The sequence below is a fragment of the Senegalia massiliensis genome, assembly GCF_009911265.1.
In the GTDB taxonomy this organism is placed as follows: Bacteria; Bacillota; Clostridia; order Tissierellales; family SIT17; genus Anaeromonas; species Anaeromonas massiliensis_A.
The window spans coordinates 1-19,718 of record NZ_QXXA01000017.1 but is presented as its reverse complement, the minus strand read 5'-3'; the positions used below and the strand labels follow the sequence as shown (position 1 = coordinate 19,718).

The following is a 19,718-nucleotide window of genomic DNA, read 5'->3' as shown; positions in this document are numbered from 1 at the left end:
ATGTTTAATTACTTTCTATAAAGTTAAAAATATCTAACATTGAATATAATCCATTTTTCTTATTTATTACAAATTTAGCTCCCTTAATAGCTCCTAATGCAAATATATTTTTGGTAATTGCAGTATGTTTTATTTCTATGATTTCATCTAATCCAGAAAATAATACAGTATGCTCTCCTGACATGGTTCCACCTCTTATGGAATGTATGCCAATTTCATTTTTTGTCCTTAACTGCTTATGACCTTTTCTTCCAAAAACATAGTTTTTAGTATTATTAAATGATTTATTAATTCCATCTGCTATCATACAGGCAGTACCACTAGGAGCATCTACTTTAGTATTATGATGTTTTTCAATAATTTCTATATCAAAATTTTCACCTAGTATATTAGATATATTTTTAGCTAATTCAACCAATATATTTATCCCTAAAGACATATTCTTAGAATATAGTATAGGAATTTTTTTAGAAGCTTCTTCTATTAACTTTTCATCCTTTTGTATAAATCCTGATGTAGCTATTACTAAAGGTATATTGTTTTTAGTTCCATAATCTAATAGATTGTTCAAATTACTATAATGTGAAAAATCAATTATAGCATCGATCTTTTCTTTTATATCCCATATTTCTTTATATATTGGATATTCTCTATTTGACTTTCCAGGATTTCTATCTATTCCAGAAATAACTTTTATACCTTCACTTTCCTTTATCATATTAGTTAATACCAAACCCATCTTCCCATTACACCCATTTATAGCTATATTAATCATTTTATACCTCCTATTAATAATTAAAGTATCCTTTACAAATAAAATCAACAGGACCTGTTAAATACACTGAATTATCAATTACTTCTACTTCTAATTCACCCCCTATCATATGTATATTTACTTTTGTATTTGTATTGTTAAGAATAGAACTAATAATTGCTGTTGCAGCTGCACCTGTTCCACATGATAATGTTTTACCTACTCCCCTTTCCCAAGTTATAACTTTTAAATTGTTCTCATCTATTACTTCATAAAAATTTACATTAGTTTTTTTTGGAAAGATATTTAGATTTTCTATTTTATTCCCTATATCTTCTAAAGGAATTTTTTCTAAATTCTCCACCTTTATAACTGTATGTATGGTTCCAATAAATAATGTTGAAATTTTATATATTATATTATCTATTTCTACCTCTTTATTAATAAAATTTATTTTAGGGTTTCCTAAGTTTATTTTTACATGTTTTAATGTATTATGAATAAGTTTAATTTCAACTTCCATAACACCTCCTAAAGTTTCTACAGTAAACTTCTTATCTCTTATAATTTCATTGTCATATATAAATTTAGAAAAACACCTAAGGCCATTTCCACACATAGGAGCTTCACTGCCATCTGCATTATAAAAAATCATTTTAATTTCTGCCTTATTTGATGATTCAACTATTAGCATTCCATCTGCTCCAACTCCATAGTTTCTATCACATATAGACTTTGCTAAAGATGAATATTTATAAAAATTTTGTGTTAATCCATTAATTATAATAAAATCATTACCAGTACCATGAAACTTTTCAAATTCAATCATAAAATCCTCCTCTATTTTTTCAATAACTATAATTATTTTTAAGGTATAAATAAATTATAATAATTAAAAAATGAAAACTTATAATATTAAATTATATTAGTTACATTGAAATAATAGGATAGTTTATTTTTGCGCAATAAAAAAAGCCAGAGAATTTCTAGCTTTTAAATATATTATTTAATTATATCTTTAACTACCTCTGAAGCAATAATTAAACCTGCTACTGGTGGCACAAAAGAAGTACTACCAGGAATTTGCCTTCTTTCAGCACATGTTCTATCTTTATTAGGACATATACAATCAGTTTTACAATTTCCACCTAATTGTTTAGGAGTTATAGGTTTTTCTTTTGAATATACTACTTTTAATTTTTTAATTCCTTTTCTTTTAAGTTCTTTTCTCATCACTCTTGCTAATGGACAAATAGAAGTTTTGTAAATATCAGATACCTCTAACATAGTAGGATTTAACTTGTTTCCTGCTCCCATACTGCTTATAATTGGAATCCCTTTCTTATTACATCTTTCTATTAGATCAAGTTTAGAAGAAACCATATCTATAGCATCAATTACATAATCAAATTTATCAAATAAAAGTTTTTCTGCACTTTCACTATTATATAACTCATGAAAACAAATTACTTCTGCTTTAGGATTTATTTCTTGTATTCTATTTTTCATAGTTTGTACTTTTGATTTGCCAACAGTTTTTCTTGTGGCATGTATTTGTCTATTTATATTTGTAAGGCAAATATCATCATCATCTACAAGTATAAACTTTCCTACCCCACTTCTTGCAAGTCCTTCTACTGCAAAAGTACCTACTCCACCTATTCCAAAAACAGCTACAGTACTTTTCTTTAATTTTTCTAACCCTTCAGTTCCTATAAGCATTTCTGTACGTGAAAATTCATGTAACATATATAAGCGCTCCTTTAGATTTAAAGTTATATTTCTCATACTGAAATAGATTAGCATAGAAATTTTTCATAGTCAATATAAAAAGATATATTCATCATAGATATGTAAATATTTATAAAGACTATACTTAAACTATATAAGATTTAATTTATAAAATATTGTTTAAGTATATTTGATATTGGGTAGTATAGTTATGAAAGAAATTTTTAAAAATTTAAGGAGGTTACTATGAAAGATATAAAAAAATTAAATGAATATTTATCAAATTTAGCTGTTTTAAACATAAAGTTTCACAATTTACATTGGAATGTAGTGGGTAAACAATTTGTGCAAGTACATGAGTTTACAGAATCATTATATGATGATTTCTTTGAAAAATATGATGAAGTAGCAGAAATCTTAAAAATGAAAGATCAAAAACCACTAGTTAAAATAAAGGATTATTTAGACAATGCTTCTGTAAAAGAATCAGACAAAGAACAATTCTCTATTGATGAAGTTCTTGAAATTGTTAAAGGTGATTTAGAATTAATGAAAAATTTAGCTACAGAAATCAGAAACTCTGCTGATGAAGAAAATGATTTTGAAGTAGTAGCTATGTTTGAAGATCATGTTTCAGGTTATAGTAAAAACTTATGGTTTGTAAAATCAATGCTTTCATAGAAAAAAACGGACTCTAAGAGTCCGTTTTTTTATTTATAAGCTATATCTTTCCTAAAATACATTCCATTATAATAAATCTTAGATATCTCTTCATAAATTTTTTCTCTAGCTTCAGCCCTATTAGATTCCAAAGAAGTAATACTTAAAACTCTACCACCATTGGTAACTAAATCTCTATTGTTATATTTTGTACCATTATGAAAAAGTATTAAAGATTTATTTATATCTTGTGTTCCTGTAATTGGAAGTTCTTTTTTATACTGTTTAGGATAACCCTTTGAAGTAGTAACTACTGTAACACAAGAATTATTACTCCACAACAAATCATTTTCTGCTATTTTATTATCTATTGTTTTTTCAAATATATCTATTAAATCACTTTTAAGTCTTGGCATTAATACTTCTGTTTCTGGATCCCCAAATCTCACATTAAATTCCAATACTTTAATATCAGCTTCTTCTACCATAAATCCAATGAATAATATACCATTATACTCTAATTCTTCTTCTTTTAATCCTCTGCTAATCTTTTTTAATACTTCTTTTCCTATCTTGTTATTTAATTCATCTGTAAATAATTCATTAGGTGAATATGCCCCTATGCCTCCTGTATTAAGTCCCTTATCTCCATCAAAGATTTTCTTGTAGTCTCTTGCACTTTCCATTGGAATTATATCATTTCCAGATACAAAACAAAGAAGAGATGCTTCTGTTCCTTCTAAAAATTCTTCTATGATTACTTTCTCTCCTTCTTTTCCATATATTTTTTTCTCCAATATATCTTTTAAAGTATTTAAAGCCTCTGTTTCATTCTCACAAATTACAACTCCTTTTCCGAGACACAATCCATCTGCTTTTATTACAAGAGGGTAAGTAAATTCTTTTATTCCTTTTACTGCTTCATCATATTCTAAAAAAGCTTTATATTTAGCTGTTGGTATATTATATTTCCTCATAAATTTTTTAGAGAACTCCTTACTAGATTCTAACTGACTAGATTTTTTATTAGGTCCAAATATTTTCAAATTATTTTCTTTGAATTTATCTACTATACCTAATGCAAGTGGCTCTTCTGGTCCTACAATTGTTAAATCTATTTTGTTATTTAATGCAAATTCAAGTAATGTATCTATATCATTTGAGGCTATATCTACATTTTCAGCAACTTCTAAAGTTCCTCCATTACCTGGAGCACAATATATTTTTTTTACTTTATTAGATTTATTAATCTTCCAGCATAAAGCATGTTCACGTCCTCCACTGCCTATGACTAATATATTCATATTACCCCCCCTAATTAATGTTTGAAATGTCTAATACCTGTAAATACCATTACCATATTATTTTTATCTACTTCTTCTATAACTTCCTCATCTCTTATAGAGCCTCCTGGTTGAATAATAGCTTTTACACCAGCTTTTGCAAGTAGTTCTATAGAATCTCTGAATGGGAAAAATCCATCTGAAGCTATAACACTTTCAGAAACCTTATTTTGTGATCTATCTATTGCATTTTCTACAGCCCAAACTCTATTTACTTCTCCTAATCCTATACCTATAGTTGCTTTATTTTTTGCTATTACAACTCCATTAGAATTAATATGTTTTGCAGATTTAAAGGCAAATAATAAATCTTCTAATTCTTCTTCATTTGGCTTTCTTTTACTTACAATTTGTATATCATCTAATAAAAGTTTATTATCCTTTTCTTGAATAAGTATTCCACCTAAAACTTTCTTTATATCAAATTCATTATAATCTTTTTTCATTATATCCTTTATCTCTATAAGCCTTATATTTTTCTTTTTAGTAAGTATATCTAAAGCTTCATTACTAAATGAAGGAGCAAGTACCACTTCTATAAAAATTTGATTTATTTTCTCTGCAATTTCTTTATTTATTTCTCTATTAGAAGCTATAATACCTCCAAATATTGATTTTGTATCGCATTCGTAAGCTTTTACATATGCATCTTCTATTTTTTCACCACTACCTATTCCACTTGGATTAGCGTGTTTTACTCCTACTATAGTAGGTTCATCAAATTCTTTTAATATCTTTAATGCTCCATTTGAATCATTTATATTATTAAAAGATAACTCTTTCCCATGAATTTGTTTACTTTTAGATAATGTTCCATTAGTTTCTTTTATTTCTTCATAAAACGCTGCATTTTGATGAGGATTTTCTCCATATCTTAAACTTTTTCTAGATTTATAGCAAAGAGTAATATTCTCTGGAAACTTTACCTTTTCTAATTCATTAAAATAATTAGAAATTAAAGTATCATAATATGAAGTATAATTAAATACTTTCCTAGCTAAATATCTTCTAGTTGAAAGGTTTGTATCATCATTATTATTAAGTTCTTCTAAAACTAAACTATAGTCTTTTGGATCCACTATAACAGTAACATCTTTATAATTCTTTGCAGCAGCTCTAATCATAGATGGACCACCTATATCTATATTTTCTATAATATCTTCATGACCTGAATCTGCATTTTTTATAGTTTCTTCAAATGGGTATAGATTATTTACTACCATATCTATTGATTGTATTCCCATTTCTTCAATAGTTTCTATATGTTCTTTGTTTTCTCTTTTAAAAAGTAATCCTCCATGTATATATGGATTTAAGGTCTTTACCCTCCCATCTAATATTTCTGGAAATTTAGTTATATCTTCTACTTCTAACACATCTATACCTGACTTACTTAATAATTTTTTTGTGCCACCAGTTGATATTATTTTCCAACCTAATTTTTTTAAGGAAGAAGCAAATTCTACTATTCCTTCCTTGTCGTATACACTTATTAAAGCGCTTTTCATTTCATCTCCCCCAATATTTTTACTTTCCTACTATTTAAAACAATTCTTTCTTCGGCAAATAGTTTTACTGCCATAGGTAATATCTTATGTTCTATAGTAAGTACTTTTTGTTTTAAGCTATTTATAGTTTCATATTCATCTATTTCAACTATTTTTTGTAATATTATAGGACCTGTATCTACTCCATTATCTACAAAATGTACTGTAGCTCCACTATATTTACATCCATAATTTAATACTTTTTCGTGTACTTTCTCTCCATAACATCCTCTTCCTCCAAAGCTTGGTAGTAATGAAGGATGTATATTTATTATTTTATTTTTAAAAGCTTCAATAAAATCACTAGATAAAACTTTTAAATAACCTGCTAAAACTATTAATTCTATATCTCTTTTTTTAAATTCTTCTATTAATTTTAAATCATAGTCTTCTATATTATTAAAATCCTTAGAATCTAAATACAAAGCCCTTATTCCTCTTGATTCAGCTCTTTTAAGTCCATAGGCATCTTTTTTATTTGATATTACTAATTCTACTTTTGCATTTATATTTTCATCTTCGATTGTTTCAACTATAGCTTGAAAATTTGTGCCACTTCCTGAAATTAAAACTCCTATTTTTAGCACAGTACTACTCCTTCATCACCTTTTTTGATTTCTCCTAAAATATAATACTTTTCATTTAATTCATTTAATAGATCTTCAGCTTTTATTAATTCATCTTTTGAAATTACAATTATCATTCCAATTCCCATATTAAAAGTAGAATACATTTCACAAATACTAATGTCACCCCATTTTTGTAATAGATTAAATATAACTGGAGTATCTATTCTGGAAATATCCATATGAGCAGTTAATCCTTTAGGTAAAATTCTTGGAACATTTTCATATAATCCTCCACCTGTAATATGAGCTATTCCTTTTATATTAATTTTCTCTATTAATTCTAATACTGGTTCTTTATATATACGAGTAGGTTTTAGTAATTCTTCTCCTATAGTAGTTTTCAACTCATCTATAAAGCTATCAATTTTTAAATTTTCTTTTTCAAATACTATCTTTCTAACTAATGAATATCCATTACTGTGTAGCCCATTAGAAGGAAGTCCTATTACAATATCTCCTTCTTTTGTATCTATTCCATTAATTATATTTTCCTTATCAACTATACCAACGCAAAAACCTGCTAAATCATATTCATCCTCTTCATAAAGTCCTGGCATTTCAGCTGTTTCTCCACCTATTAGAGCTGCTCCTGCCTTGATACAACCTTGTGACACACCTTTTACTATACTTGACATTTTTTCTGGTATAAGTTTCCCCGTAGATATATAATCTAAGAAAAACAATGGTTTTGCACCTTGACATAATATGTCATTTACACACATAGCCACACAATCTTCACCTATAGTATCATGTTTATCCATCATGAAGGCTATTTTAAGTTTAGTTCCTACACCATCTGTGCCAGATGCTAGTACAGGATTTTTATAATTTTTCATGTCTAATCCAAATAATCCAGAAAATCCTCCTAAGTCAGATACTACTCCTTTTGTATGAGTATTCTTAATAATATTTTTTATTAAACTAATTTGTTTGTATCCTGCTTGTTTATCTACTCCAGCATCTTTATATGTTAAAGACATATTAATCCATCCTTTCTATTGGGTAATTACCTGTAAAGCACCCTTTACAAAAACCATTATTTTCACCTACAGATTGTAATAATCCTTCTAATGATAAGAAATATAGTGAATCTGCACCTATTATTTCTGTTATTTCTTCAGGAGTTTTATTTGCACCTATTAAATTATCTTTATTTGGAGTATCCATTCCTAAATGACAGGAATGAGTTACTCTAGGAGATGCAATTCTTACATGAACTTCTTTTGCTCCTGAATCTTTTAACATTTTTACAGTTTGTTTTATTGTGGTTCCTCTCACAATAGAATCATCTACTAATATTACTTTTTTACCTACTATATTTTCTTTTAAAGGATTTAATTTAATCTTTACACCTTGTTCTCTTAATTCTTTTGTAGGACTAATAAATGTTCTTCCTACATATCTATTTTTGATTAATCCTTCTGCATATGGAATTTTTGACTCTTCTGCATATCCTATTGCAGCGATAATTCCAGAATCTGGTGCACCTATTACTATATCTGCATCTATTTTTGATTCTTTAAAAAGAGTTTTTCCTGCTTTAATTCTAGATAGATAAATGCTTTTTCCATCTATTTCACTATCAGGTCTAGCAAAATATATACTTTCAAATAAACATAAAGCTCTTTTTTTAGATTTCTTATATATGCTTTTAATACCTTCATCATCAATTACTACTATTTCACCTGGCTCTACATGCCTAATAAATTCTGCTCCTATGGTATCAAAGGCACATGTTTCTGAAGATAATATATAGTTATCCCTTAATTTTCCAATAGATAATGGTTTGATACCAAAAGAATCTCTTGCTCCTATTAATTTATCATTTGTCATTATAGCTATTGAAAAAGAACCTTTTAATTTCTCCAAGGCATTTTTTATAGCATCTTCTAAGTCATCTTTATGATGTCTTGCTATTAAATTGGCTATTAATTCTGCATCTAAATCTGTTTGAAATATAGTTCCATCATCTTCTAATTTGTCTTTTAACTCTAGATAATTTGCTATTTTACCATCATGTGCTAATGCTAAAGCGCCTTTTCTATATCCTACTACTAAAGGTTCTGTATTTTTTCTATTCTTTTCTTCATCTGAAAAAGCATATCTTACATGTCCAATACAGATATTTCCTCTAAATCTATTTAAAATTTCTTTTTCAAATACTTCATTTACAAGTCCCATATCTTTGTGATAATCTATGAATCCATTATTATTTATTGCAATTCCAGTACTAACTTGCCCTCTATGCTGAAGAGCATAGAGGCCATAGTACATCATCCCTGATATTTCTTCTATATCTTTTCCATAAATACCTAAAACACCACTCAAAATAATCCCCCCTTAAAAGTTTAGAGATCCATTCATTTCTTCAACTTGTTTTTTTAATTCCACTTTATATTCTTTTAATGCTTCTTTTAGTTTTGGATATTTAAGTGATAGCATTTGTACTGCAAGTAACCCTGCATTTTCTCCACCATTAATTGCAACAGTTGCTACAGGTACTCCTTTTGGCATTTGAACTGTTGAAAGTAAAGAATCTAATCCATCCATAGTAGATGATTTTGCAGGAATACCAATTACAGGTAATGTGCTAAGTCCTGCTAAAACTCCTGCTAAATGAGCTGCTTTACCTGCTATAGCTATAATTACTTCTGTATTATTTTCTTCAGCATCTTTAACAAATTCCACTGCCTTATCTGGTGTTCTATGGGCTGAAATTACCTTTACCTCATATTCAATATTAAATTTCTCTAAAATTTCTATTGTCTTTTTAGCTATCTCTTTATCTGAAATACTTCCCATTATTACGCTTACTTTCATTTACATTACCTCCTAATCAAAATATTTAACGCCTGATTTAAATATATTATGTGTTCCTTTTATTTCTATATTTTTATATAAATCCTTATGAATTCTATCAATAGAAGAAATTGTTCCAAGTATTCTTCCATCTTTACTTGTTAAGGATTCTATATTTCCTAAAGATCCAGTAGGATTTTCATTTGAAAATGTTGTTGGTATTTGTTCACTTAAATTATTTCCATCTGTTAAAATTAATCTTCCTTCTTTTGTAGCTACTGGTGCTGTGTAAATATCTCCTATATTCATAGAATTAAACCAAGGAGATGAATCATTTTCTACCACTATATCGCAAGTAGTAGATATAAATTCCCCACTTTCATTTTCTGCTAAAGTTACTGAATCAGCTATTAAACCTGATTTAATAAGTCCCTGAAAACCATCACCTATTCCAAGAATAAGTCCATCTCTTAAATTTAAATGGTTTTGTATTTCTTCTTTTATATAATCTTCATTTAAAATATATTTAATAAGTTTTCCACCAGTTTCAGGTTCACCACCAAATACAGCTCCATGAGGAAAGGCAATAATTTGACTTTTCTCTATTCTTCTTCTGAATTCTTTAAAAGAATCTTCTACACTAATTTTATTAGAAAACTTAAATACAAAAGTATCTACTTCACCCCCAGCTTCCTTAAAAGAATTAGCTAAAGTATATTCCCCATGAGTTCCTGTAAATATAGGTATCAATATTTTAGGTTTTATGGATTTATTAGATTTAAATATGATTTTTTTATCATTTTTCATCTCTATTTTTTCTTTTAAATTTTTATTTTTTATAGGAAATATATCTTTTAAAGGACTTTCCCATATATTTATAAGTTCATCTATAGATTCATCATCATTATCTATATAAATTTTACTTTCATTTATAGTTTTACCTAATATTTCATAGTCTACATCTTGAAATAATTTTTCTATATCTTCATCTTTGGATATTTCAATTACTAAGGATCCAAATAAAGGTCTGAATAACTTTGCCTTTTCTATATCATTAAATTTAAATCCCATTTTATTTCCAAAGGCCATTTCACAAATAGTTCTAGCTATTCCACCTTCTTTTATACTTTGGATAGCTTTTATTTTTTTGTTATGGATTAGTTCTTTAACTTTTCTATAATTATTTTTTAATTGTTTAAAGTCTATTAGACCTTTATCATCTATTTCTAAAGGAATTAATAATACATTGCTATTTTCATATTTAAATTCATTTGATACGATATTTTCTAACTTTTCAGTTGTTACTCCAAAACTTATAAGTGTAGGTGGAACATCAATGTCTTCAAATGTACCACTCATACTATCTTTTCCACCTATACTTGCTATATCAAGTTCCTTTTGAACTAAATATGCTCCAAGTAAAGCTGAAAAAGGCTTACCCCATTTAATAGAATTTTCTCCTAATCTTTCAAAGTATTCTTGGAATGTTAGTTTAATATTCCTATAATCTCCTCCTAAAGCTACCACTTTTGCAATAGATTCTATTACTGAATAATATCCTCCATGAAATGGACTCCATTTAGCTAATTTTGGTTCATATCCATAAGTCATTATGGAACAAGTAGAAGTTTCACCTTCTAGAACAGGTATTTTTGATACCATTCCTTCTATAGGACTTAACATATATTTTCCTCCATAAGGCATCAGTACAGTAGTACCTCCTACTGTAGTATCAAAGTTTTCTAAAAGTCCTTTTTGACTAGAGTTATTGATATCTTTAAGAGTCATTTTCAAACTATCCATTTTGGATTTATTATTTAATTTACTTGGAATTTCTTCTAAATAACTATTATTAGAAGGATTTTCTACTTCTACTTTAGTATTTTTTCTTATGCCATTTGTGTCTAAAAAATCCCTTTTAATATTTACTATTTCTTTATCTTTCCAGAACATTTTTAATATTCTTTCTTCTGTAACTTTAGCTATTACAGTAGCTTCTAAATCCTCTTTATTTGTTTCTTTTAAAAATTTATCTAAATCATTTTTATCTATTAAAACAGCCATTCTTTCTTGAGATTCAGAAAGAGCTATTTCAGTTCCATCAAGACCAGGATATTTTAATTTTACATTATCTAATTCTATAGTTAATCCATCGGCTAATTCTCCTATTGCAACTCCTACTCCTCCTGCTCCAAAATCATTACATTTTTTTATCATCTTAGATACATTTTCTTTTCTAAATAATCTTATTATCTTTCTTTCTAATGAAGGATCACCTTTTTGCACTTCCGCTCCACTTGTATGAAGTGATTTTTCTGTATGTTCTTTAGATGAACCTACAGCTCCTCCAAGGCCATCTCTTCCAGTTCTCCCACCTACTAAAAGTACTAAATCTCCCTCACTTGGATTACCTCTATAAACCCATTCTTTAGGAGCAGCTGCAACTAATGCACCACATTCCATTCTCTTTGCTAAAAATCCTTCATCATAAATTTCTCTTACATATCCAGTACTTGCACCTATTTCATTTCCATATGAGCTATATCCTTTCATAGCAGTTTTAGTTATTTTTCTTTGAGGTAATTTTCCTTTTAAAGTTTCATCATATTTTTTTCTAGGATCAGCTGAACCTGTAATTCTCATTGCTTGATATACATAACTTCTACCAGATAGTGGATCTCTAATGCCTCCTCCAAGACAAGTAGCAGCACCTCCAAATGGTTCCATTTCTGTAGGATGATTATGAGTTTCATTTTTAAACATTAGTAACCATTTTTCAGCTTTACCATCAATATCTACATCTATTTCTATACTTGCTGCATTTACTTCATCTGTTTGTTCTTTATCTTCTAAAAGTCCTTCTTTCTTTAATTCTTTCATATTTATAGTAGCTAAATCCATTAAAGATATAGCTTTATCTTCATCTTCATAAGTGTAATTTCTCGAAGATAAATATTTCTTTAAAGCTTCTTCAAAAACTTCCTTATATTTTCCTTCATTGAATTTTATATCTTTAATTTCTGTCATGAATGTAGTATGTCTACAATGATCAGACCAATAAGTATCTATTAGTTTTATTTCTGTAATAGATGGATTTCTATTTTCATCTTTAAAATATTTTTTAGCAAATAATAAATCTTCTAAATCTAGTCCTATACCATAATTAGCTTTAAATTTCTTCATTTTTTCTTCACTAAAATCTATAAAACCATCTATTATTTCAATATCATTTGCTTTTTCTTTTTCCTCCATAAAAGTAACTTTATCTAAAAAAATCTCTGCTACTTCTATTGGATTTATATGATAATCTTTAATAATCTTAAATTCTTCATCATTTATACCTTTTAATATTATTACTTTTGATTGCAAAATTTTTATATCTTTATCTGGAAAAAGAGTATTTATAAGCTTATTTGAAAAAAACTCTCTTTTGTTGTATTGCCCTTTTAAATCTTCTATTCTAAATGCTTTTTCATCTTCACTAATATTTAATTCTTTATATAAATTATCTATTTCAGGTTCATATAGAAACTTTTCTATAATTTCTTTTTCCTCTTTCTCATTTGCATTTACTAAATCATAAACATTTATAACCCTAACTTCTTCTAACCTTTTAATCTCTAAATAATTTTTAAACTCTTCTAAAAGATTTTTAGATTCTGAATTAAACCCTTGTTTTTTTTCAATAAATACTCTACTATATTTCATATTTTCCTCCTTTAAGATAAAAGCCCAGACGGGCAGATTTCGAGTGAAACCTACCCGCCTGGGCTTTTATCCCTTCGGTGTAATACAGAAGTATCTGTGTCGCTTGGACCAGCAAAGTAGCTTTCGGAACCCTAGACACACTCTCACTCATAGACAAATGATTATCGGTCATTTAGTAGAAACGTCCCAACCATATTATGAGACTTATATGAGCATTTCTATTAACTTAATATTATTTTACCTAATTCAAATGGTTCTATATATTTGCCATCTCCATAGACTCTCATATTACCTGCTGATATCTCATCTATAAGAGCTATGTGATTATCATTACCTACTCTCCCAAATTCTAATTTTATATCATATAATTCTAAATCTTTTTTAGAAAGTTCATCTTTTATTACTTTACTAATTTTTCTAGTAAGACTTGTTAAAATTTCATATTCTTTTTTAGTCATTATATTTAACATTTCTAATGCTTCATCAGTTATTAAAGGATCATTTCTTTCATCATCTTTCAAAGTGATCTCTACATAAGCATCTAATTCTTGTCCTTCTTCTATATACATACCATATCTTCTAATAAAGCTCCCTACAGCTTTGTATCTGCAAATTACTTCTACACCTTTACCAAATGGTTTAGCTTTTAATACTGTCATATTTTGATTATCTAAATCTGAATCTACATAATGAGTAGGAATATCCATATCATTTAATTTCTCAAAGAAAAATTTTGTAAGTCTTAATCCTAAATTACCCATGCCTTCTATACTAAGTCCTACAGTATTAGCACCTGGATCAAATACTCCATCATTTCCTGTAACATCATCCTTGAATTTTAATAATACTTTGTCACTATCTAATTCATGTACATCTTTAGTTTTACCTTTATAAATAAGCTTGATAATAATCCCTCCTATAATTTTCATTTTTATTAAATAAAAGTTGAAAAAGCCCAGACAGGTAGGTTTCGAGCGAAACCTACCCGTCTGGGCTTTTATCCCTTCGGTGTAATACTATAAGTATTTGTGCCGCTTGGACCAGCAAGAAAATTCTTCGGAACCCTAGGCACACTCTCGCTCATAGACAGATGATTATCGGTCACCTAGTAGAAACGTTCCAACCTTATTATGGAACTTATATGAGCATTTATTCGATTATTTAATATACTTAGATAGTAACAAGTATATTAAAATAAGTCAAGCTATTTTTGAAAAATATATTATATTGCTCAAAAAAATATGAACTTTTATATAAAAGTTCATATTTTAATATTGTTAATCTAATGTATAATTATAAATTGATCTTATTAACTTGTTCTTTAGCTATCTTACCAGCTATAGGGAATTCATACCATTCATTTTTATATGATTTTATCAAAAGTATAATCCATATAACTAAGATTATAGGACTGCTTAAAGCTCCTATTAACCATCCTATTATTGGCACCCATCCTATAACTACTCCTATTAAAAATATTGCACCAAAAACAACTATTGATTGCATTGCATGAAAACGCACAAATTTATTTTCTTTTTCAACTAGAAGAAATATTATTCCTGTAATAAAACCTAATATATAAGATAACATTGCTGCAATATTTTGTTCTAATCCAATAGAAGTTTTTTGATTTTTATTATTATCCATAATTATCACTCCTTATACATAAATATATACCCTTATTAAGGATATTCTATCAATATATTTAAAGTTCCATATAATAAATTTATAAATATTATTATTAAGGATATAATATATTTTAAAAGTGAAAGGAGATTAAAAATATGAATAAATTAGATCCAATTAAAAAGTGGGAAATTATAGGTATGTTTTGGATTATAATAATAGGATCTTTGCTTCATTTTACATACGAATGGTCAGGAAATTCAAAATTTGTTGCCTTATTTTCACCAGTTAACGAAAGTGTTTGGGAACATCTTAAGTTAGGATATTTTTCACTATTATTTTTTATTCCTATAGAATATAAATTTCTAAAAACTAAAACTAATAGTTTTTTTGTTGGTAAATTTCTAGGAATATTATCTATGGAAATTACTATATTACTTATACATTATTCTTATCACTTTGTTTTCAATAAATCATCACTTATAGTTGATATCTCATCTTTTATAATAGGTGCTATCCTATGTCAATTAATAAGTATTAAAGTTCTAAAAACAAGTATAAATAAAAAAGCTAATATTTTAGGATTAATAGGGTTTATATCATTTGGATTTATACTTTCTTTTTTTACTTTTTTTCCACCTAAGCTTCCTTTATTTATGGATAATAACACTAAGAAATATGGAATATATTAGTATTGTGAAACGAAAAATAAAGCATCAATCAATTGATTGACGCTTTATTTTTTAAATTTTTTTCATTTTTAATCTTCATCTTCGTTTTCTTCAGCTTTTTCTTCGGCCCTTTTTCTTGCTTCCTCTTCTTTCTCTCTTTCTCTTTCAGCTTTTTCTTCAGCTCTTTCTCTTGCTTCTTCTAAAATTTGTAAAAACTTCTGTTATTGATTCAATTTCCAGCTTCAAGTTATTTGAATTATTTTCCATAATTGCAGCATCTTCAATCCATTCAACTTGTATCTCTGAGTTATATTTATTTTGTTTTTTATAATAATCAATAATATTTCTACGTATTAATAATTCTGCAAAAGAAATAAAGCTCCCCTTTTTGTAATCATATTCTTTTATAGCCTTAGAAAATCCTGCTAATGCAATTGACCACTCATCATCATTTTTTGATATGTATTTTTTTGAGATTTTTGAGGCACTTTTCAATATGAAATTTTCATATTTATTTATAAAATCATGGAATTTTTCAGGACTATCTGCAATATTCAATACCATCTCATCTAATTCTCGCATATAATTATGACCCCTTTAAATATATTAGAGTATTAAATAATATATTTAATACTCTTGTCTGTAAAAATTCTACTAATTTCTTTTGTAAAGAATTCTTCTATTTCATTTATTTGTTCCTTAGTATACATATATTTTCCATAACCAAATTGACCATATTTAAACTTTCTATCTGCTTCTTTCATAGAGAGAGTTGTATTAGGAAATATTTTAGTGATTACTTCTTTGGCTTTAAGTGTATATCTGTGAGATATAACTTCAAAAGTAATATCATTTGAATTATTAGGTTCTATAGCTTTAGATATATCTTCAATCAACTTTCTATATTCATTTTTCCAACCATCATATAAAAATACAGGTGCTATGATAAATCCTAAAGGGTATCCTGCTTTATATATTTTAGATGCAGCTTCGATTCTATTCTTTGCTGATGAAGTAAAGTGTTCATGATTCTTTATAATCTTTTCAGTGTTTAAACTAAATCTAATAGTTGTATGCCCTTTGTGGTCCAAATCTAAAAGACTATTAATATTATCATATTTTGTTACAAATCTAAATCGAGCATTATGAATTCTAGAAAAATAATCAATTGATTTTTGTAGTCCATGAGTATAAGGTTCTACTGGCAAAGGATCTGAAGTAGCTGCACCTTCAAAAATAGTGATGCCTTCCCTTTTTTCAATATATTTTTTTGCTTGATTAAGTATTTCTTCTACATTTACATAAGTTCTTATATAAGGTTTATTTCCAAATCGTGTATTTAAATAACAATATTCACATTGTCCCATACATCCAGTTACAAGAGGTAATTGATAATGAGCTGATGGCTTACATGTTTGAAATTTAAAGCTTCTCCTTACACCAATTACTAACGTTTGTTTAGCTTTACTGTATTTTTCTTTTAAATCATCTGACTTTATGCTTGGTACTCTATTTGCATTTAATTTAACTATTTGAATATTTTCTTTTTTAAACTTATCATATATTTCTTTCCCTAATGGATATTCTAAAGCATCTTTTTCAAATAATACTTGCTTAGGTTTAAACATTATGAAATCACCTCAATATTAATATTTTTACTCATGTCAATAGGTTTTCCCATAATTAAATAATCATTCTAAATTTTATTTAATCAAATATAGTTTATTCATAAAAGTATTTGGCTTAATAAAATTATACTGTAACCAATATTAACAGTAAATAGTACTAAATCACCGATTTTTATTATTTTACATATAATAATCTTATACAATAAAGAAAGGAGTGAAATATATGAATAAATATTATAGATATTATGTATGTCCTTATTGTTCCAGACCATATAATTATAACCCTTATCACAACTATACTTATAATTATTGGAATGATCCAATGGGTGATAAAAATCAAGACAAATATTATGAATTAAAAGATTATGGTCCTAATCCTTTTGTTGTTAATATTGAAGATATAACTAAACAAAATAATAACTTTAGGACTGCCTTATGGACAGGAGAACATTTACAATTAACTCTAATGGAGATAAAGCCTGGAGAAGATATAGGATTGGAAATTCACCCAAATCTTGATCAATTCGTAAGAATAGAGCAAGGTCAAGGACTTGTATTAATGGGAGATAAAAAAGATAATTTATATTTCAGAAAAAAAGTTTATGATGATTATGCATTTATAATACCTGCAGGAAAATGGCATAACCTTATTAACACAGGATGTGAACCGATTAAATTATATTCTATTTATGCACCTCCACAACATCCATATGGTACTATTCACAAGACTAAATCAGATGCTGAGGCTGATGAATAAAAATACTACAAATAAGAACTGATTAGTCATATGACTAATCAGTTCTTATTTGTAAATTTTATAAAATTATTATCAATTTTTATATTTAAAAAGTCAAATTTATTTTTATCCATTCCAAACCTTTTTTATGATAAAAAAACACATGAGTATTGTCATTTTTATAATACCAACTATCAAAATCTATACTATCATAATACAAATTAGTCATACAAGATATACTTCCACCTTTTTAAACCTTAAATAAGTTTGTTTTAGAATCACAAAGTAAACATTTTATAAATGGTGCCAATTAAATCACTACTTTCCATTATACATATTTTATTATATTATAACTAAACAAAATATAATATTCAATTTAGTTCATCTCATCACATATAATTCATAGAATCATATAATATTATAAAATCAAATTATTTGGAGGAATTTTTATGATAATTTCATATGCACGTGGAGATGTAACTGGTGATAGGATACCTGATAATATATATTTGACTGGAATAAAAACTATAGACAGTCCATTTGTACAAAACATTACTTTAGTAATTCAAGATGGTAAAACAGGTATGAGAAATTATGTATCATTTAAATCTGATTCTGGATATGAACCTACTATTACCCTTAGAGATTTCACTGGAGATGGAGTAAAAGATATACTAATAAGTATTGCATCTGGTGGAAGTGGAGGATTTATGTATTACTATATATATTCAGCTATAAATAATATACCTAAATTATTATTTGATTATAATATATTCAATGAAACTTATAAATATAAAGTAATATATAAAGATTTTTATAAAGTTGATGTTATAAATATTACAGATAAAATTAAATATATAATTGATATATCATATAAAGGGCAAGAATATTTAAATGAAATTTATGATTCTAATGGCAAACTTAAATCTGAAATAGAAGGCTTTGTGAATCCATTAAGTGGACTTTATCCTATAGATTTTGATTTAGATGGTATATATGAACTTATAGGATATCAAAGAATCGCCGGATTATATAATGCTGATTCCTTAGGTTATATTCAAACTGGATTACAATGGTCTGGTAAAAAGTTTGATGTTTTCAATCAATATGTAGCTATTAATGGTGCAAATATTTAATGGTATTTAGGATATCCTAAATACCATTTTTAAACGTGTTCCTTAAAAAATTACAATATATCTTAAATTATTCTACTATCTCTATCTTCTCCATTAAATCCATAGTTTGTTTATGCGAATTTTTTAATCTTTCTATTGTTGCTTTTGACAAAGTATTATCATCTATAAAATCTGCTATAGGAAGTATTCTATATTCATCTTTACCATTTTCCGGATACTTATGTACCCAAGTAGGAATATATCTTATATCCTCTATTATAACTTCATTAGTCTCTAAATCCTTTTTAAAATCAATATTAACAATCACACCATCTTCTGTATAAATATTATTCCTAGTGTTTGGTAGAGTTTCTCTTCTTTGATTTGATATGAAATTTCCCATTGAATATATTATAAATTTATTTTCCCCATTTTTCTTTATTATTTCTGATCTTTGAATAACATGAGGATGACTACCTAATATAATGTCTGCTCCCCACTCAAACATTTTATCTGCTAATTCCATTTGAGATTCACTTGGTTCTCTACTATATTCATTACCCCAATGTATAAAAACCACTACTTTATCTGATACATTTTTAGCCTTTTTGATATCTTCTTGCATTTTATCCTCATCAATTAAATTAACCATATTATCTAACTCGTTAGAGTTTAATCTACTATCATTTCCATTTAATCCATAAGTATATGATAAAAATGATAATGTAATATCATTCTTTTCTTTTAATATAAATGCTCTATACTCTTCTT

General features: G+C 27.0%; 19 protein-coding genes and 2 riboswitches. Of the genes, 4 read left to right on the top strand and 15 right to left on the bottom strand.

The annotated features are described in order from the left end of the window. Nucleotides 1-4 precede the first annotated feature (4 nt). The 3 genes from dapB to D3Z33_RS14140 form a co-directional block, all read right to left on the bottom strand. Nucleotides 5-775, bottom strand: a complete 771-nt coding sequence (dapB, locus tag D3Z33_RS14150; RefSeq protein WP_160198429.1) for a 4-hydroxy-tetrahydrodipicolinate reductase — start codon at nucleotides 773-775, stop codon at nucleotides 5-7. Nucleotides 776-788: 13 nt separating this feature from the next. Beyond that, entirely contained in the window at nucleotides 789-1,583 is a 795-nt protein-coding gene (gene dapF / locus D3Z33_RS14145) for a diaminopimelate epimerase (protein WP_160198428.1), read from the bottom strand. Nucleotides 1,584-1,756: 173 nt separating this feature from the next. Then, nucleotides 1,757-2,503, bottom strand: coding sequence for a tRNA threonylcarbamoyladenosine dehydratase (locus D3Z33_RS14140; RefSeq protein ID WP_160198427.1), 747 nt, complete (start codon nucleotides 2,501-2,503; stop codon nucleotides 1,757-1,759). 228 nt (nucleotides 2,504-2,731) lie between these two features. On the opposite strand from D3Z33_RS14140, the gene D3Z33_RS14135 reads away from it, so the two are divergent. Next, entirely contained in the window at nucleotides 2,732-3,166 is a 435-nt protein-coding gene (locus D3Z33_RS14135; protein WP_160198426.1) for a Dps family protein, read from the top strand. Nucleotides 3,167-3,195: 29 nt separating this feature from the next. Here the strand turns inward: D3Z33_RS14135 and purD are convergent, their stop codons facing one another. The 9 genes from purD to D3Z33_RS14090 all read right to left on the bottom strand — a co-directional run bounded on the left by purD (nucleotide 3,196) and on the right by D3Z33_RS14090 (nucleotide 14,818). Further along, a complete protein-coding gene (gene purD, locus D3Z33_RS14130; protein WP_160198425.1) occupies nucleotides 3,196-4,449 on the bottom strand; it encodes a phosphoribosylamine--glycine ligase in 1,254 nt (417 codons plus the stop codon). 14 nt (nucleotides 4,450-4,463) lie between these two features. Then, nucleotides 4,464-5,996 carry a bifunctional phosphoribosylaminoimidazolecarboxamide formyltransferase/IMP cyclohydrolase gene (gene purH, locus D3Z33_RS14125; RefSeq protein WP_160198424.1) on the bottom strand — a complete coding sequence of 511 codons (1,533 nt, stop codon included), beginning with the start codon at nucleotides 5,994-5,996 and terminating at the stop codon, nucleotides 4,464-4,466. Continuing rightward, the gene (purN, locus tag D3Z33_RS14120; RefSeq protein ID WP_160198423.1) at nucleotides 5,993-6,622 is read right to left on the bottom strand and encodes a phosphoribosylglycinamide formyltransferase; all 630 of its coding nucleotides are present in this window, start codon (nucleotides 6,620-6,622) and stop codon (nucleotides 5,993-5,995) included. Before purN ends, purH begins: the two co-directional genes overlap by 4 nt. Continuing rightward, nucleotides 6,616-7,644 (bottom strand): phosphoribosylformylglycinamidine cyclo-ligase, encoded by a 1,029-nt coding sequence (gene purM / locus D3Z33_RS14115; protein ID WP_160198422.1) that lies wholly within the window; start codon nucleotides 7,642-7,644, stop codon nucleotides 6,616-6,618. Before purM ends, purN begins: the two co-directional genes overlap by 7 nt. Nucleotide 7,645: 1 nt before the next feature. After that, entirely contained in the window at nucleotides 7,646-8,992 is a 1,347-nt protein-coding gene (gene purF / locus D3Z33_RS14110; protein WP_243153520.1) for an amidophosphoribosyltransferase, read from the bottom strand. Nucleotides 8,993-9,004: 12 nt separating this feature from the next. Further along, a complete protein-coding gene (purE, locus tag D3Z33_RS14105; RefSeq protein WP_160198421.1) occupies nucleotides 9,005-9,484 on the bottom strand; it encodes a 5-(carboxyamino)imidazole ribonucleotide mutase in 480 nt (159 codons plus the stop codon). Between the two features lie 12 nt (nucleotides 9,485-9,496). Then, the gene (locus D3Z33_RS14100; RefSeq protein ID WP_160198420.1) at nucleotides 9,497-13,171 is read right to left on the bottom strand and encodes a phosphoribosylformylglycinamidine synthase; all 3,675 of its coding nucleotides are present in this window, start codon (nucleotides 13,169-13,171) and stop codon (nucleotides 9,497-9,499) included. Nucleotides 13,172-13,301: 130 nt separating this feature from the next. Beyond that, nucleotides 13,302-13,403: riboswitch (purine riboswitch) on the bottom strand. Then, the gene (locus tag D3Z33_RS14095; protein WP_160198466.1) at nucleotides 13,393-14,076 is read right to left on the bottom strand and encodes a phosphoribosylaminoimidazolesuccinocarboxamide synthase; all 684 of its coding nucleotides are present in this window, start codon (nucleotides 14,074-14,076) and stop codon (nucleotides 13,393-13,395) included. Its footprint overlaps the riboswitch before it by 11 nt. Nucleotides 14,077-14,234: 158 nt before the next feature. Beyond that, nucleotides 14,235-14,336: riboswitch (purine riboswitch) on the bottom strand. Between the two features lie 128 nt (nucleotides 14,337-14,464). After that, nucleotides 14,465-14,818 (bottom strand): DUF4870 domain-containing protein, encoded by a 354-nt coding sequence (locus D3Z33_RS14090; RefSeq protein ID WP_160198419.1) that lies wholly within the window; start codon nucleotides 14,816-14,818, stop codon nucleotides 14,465-14,467. Between the two features lie 137 nt (nucleotides 14,819-14,955). On the opposite strand from D3Z33_RS14090, the gene D3Z33_RS14085 reads away from it, so the two are divergent. Beyond that, on the top strand, nucleotides 14,956-15,489 hold the full coding sequence (locus D3Z33_RS14085) for a DUF6512 family protein (protein ID WP_160198418.1): 534 nt from the start codon (nucleotides 14,956-14,958) through the stop codon (nucleotides 15,487-15,489). Between the two features lie 156 nt (nucleotides 15,490-15,645). Here the strand turns inward: D3Z33_RS14085 and D3Z33_RS14080 are convergent, their stop codons facing one another. Both D3Z33_RS14080 and splB read right to left on the bottom strand, forming a co-directional pair. After that, nucleotides 15,646-16,050: a sigma factor gene (locus tag D3Z33_RS14080; RefSeq protein ID WP_160198417.1), complete on the bottom strand. Its 405-nt coding sequence runs from the start codon at nucleotides 16,048-16,050 to the stop codon at nucleotides 15,646-15,648. 32 nt (nucleotides 16,051-16,082) lie between these two features. Next, nucleotides 16,083-17,096: a spore photoproduct lyase gene (gene splB, locus D3Z33_RS14075; RefSeq protein ID WP_160198416.1), complete on the bottom strand. Its 1,014-nt coding sequence runs from the start codon at nucleotides 17,094-17,096 to the stop codon at nucleotides 16,083-16,085. Between the two features lie 223 nt (nucleotides 17,097-17,319). Here splB and D3Z33_RS14070 point away from each other — a divergent pair, with 223 nt between their 5' ends. Further along, complete coding sequence (locus tag D3Z33_RS14070) at nucleotides 17,320-17,853, top strand: cupin domain-containing protein (RefSeq protein WP_160198415.1); 534 nt, start codon at nucleotides 17,320-17,322, stop codon at nucleotides 17,851-17,853. 428 nt (nucleotides 17,854-18,281) lie between these two features. Then, nucleotides 18,282-18,968, top strand: coding sequence for a VCBS repeat-containing protein (locus D3Z33_RS14065; RefSeq protein ID WP_160198414.1), 687 nt, complete (start codon nucleotides 18,282-18,284; stop codon nucleotides 18,966-18,968). Between the two features lie 67 nt (nucleotides 18,969-19,035). Here D3Z33_RS14065 and D3Z33_RS14060 read toward each other — a convergent pair. Beyond that, nucleotides 19,036-19,718: CapA family protein (locus D3Z33_RS14060; protein ID WP_160198413.1), on the bottom strand; the 683-nt coding region annotated here is incomplete at its 5' end.

Bases quoted from the DNA above. Each gene is read 5' to 3' on its own strand.
- dapB (WP_160198429.1), bottom strand. From the start codon at position 775: ATGATTAATATAGCTATAAATGGGTGTAATGGGAAGATGGGTTTGGTA.
- dapF (WP_160198428.1), bottom strand. From the start codon at position 1,583: ATGATTGAATTTGAAAAGTTTCATGGTACTGGTAATGATTTTATTATA.
- D3Z33_RS14140 (WP_160198427.1), bottom strand. From the start codon at position 2,503: ATGTTACATGAATTTTCACGTACAGAAATGCTTATAGGAACTGAAGGG.
- D3Z33_RS14135 (WP_160198426.1), top strand. From the start codon at position 2,732: ATGAAAGATATAAAAAAATTAAATGAATATTTATCAAATTTAGCTGTT.
- purD (WP_160198425.1), bottom strand. From the start codon at position 4,449: ATGAATATATTAGTCATAGGCAGTGGAGGACGTGAACATGCTTTATGC.
- purH (WP_160198424.1), bottom strand. From the start codon at position 5,996: ATGAAAAGCGCTTTAATAAGTGTATACGACAAGGAAGGAATAGTAGAA.
- purM (WP_160198422.1), bottom strand. From the start codon at position 7,644: ATGTCTTTAACATATAAAGATGCTGGAGTAGATAAACAAGCAGGATAC.
- purE (WP_160198421.1), bottom strand. From the start codon at position 9,484: ATGAAAGTAAGCGTAATAATGGGAAGTATTTCAGATAAAGAGATAGCT.
- D3Z33_RS14100 (WP_160198420.1), bottom strand. From the start codon at position 13,171: ATGAAATATAGTAGAGTATTTATTGAAAAAAAACAAGGGTTTAATTCA.
- D3Z33_RS14090 (WP_160198419.1), bottom strand. From the start codon at position 14,818: ATGGATAATAATAAAAATCAAAAAACTTCTATTGGATTAGAACAAAAT.
- D3Z33_RS14085 (WP_160198418.1), top strand. From the start codon at position 14,956: ATGAATAAATTAGATCCAATTAAAAAGTGGGAAATTATAGGTATGTTT.
- D3Z33_RS14080 (WP_160198417.1), bottom strand. From the start codon at position 16,050: ATGCGAGAATTAGATGAGATGGTATTGAATATTGCAGATAGTCCTGAA.
- splB (WP_160198416.1), bottom strand. From the start codon at position 17,096: ATGTTTAAACCTAAGCAAGTATTATTTGAAAAAGATGCTTTAGAATAT.
- D3Z33_RS14070 (WP_160198415.1), top strand. From the start codon at position 17,320: ATGAATAAATATTATAGATATTATGTATGTCCTTATTGTTCCAGACCA.
- D3Z33_RS14065 (WP_160198414.1), top strand. From the start codon at position 18,282: ATGATAATTTCATATGCACGTGGAGATGTAACTGGTGATAGGATACCT.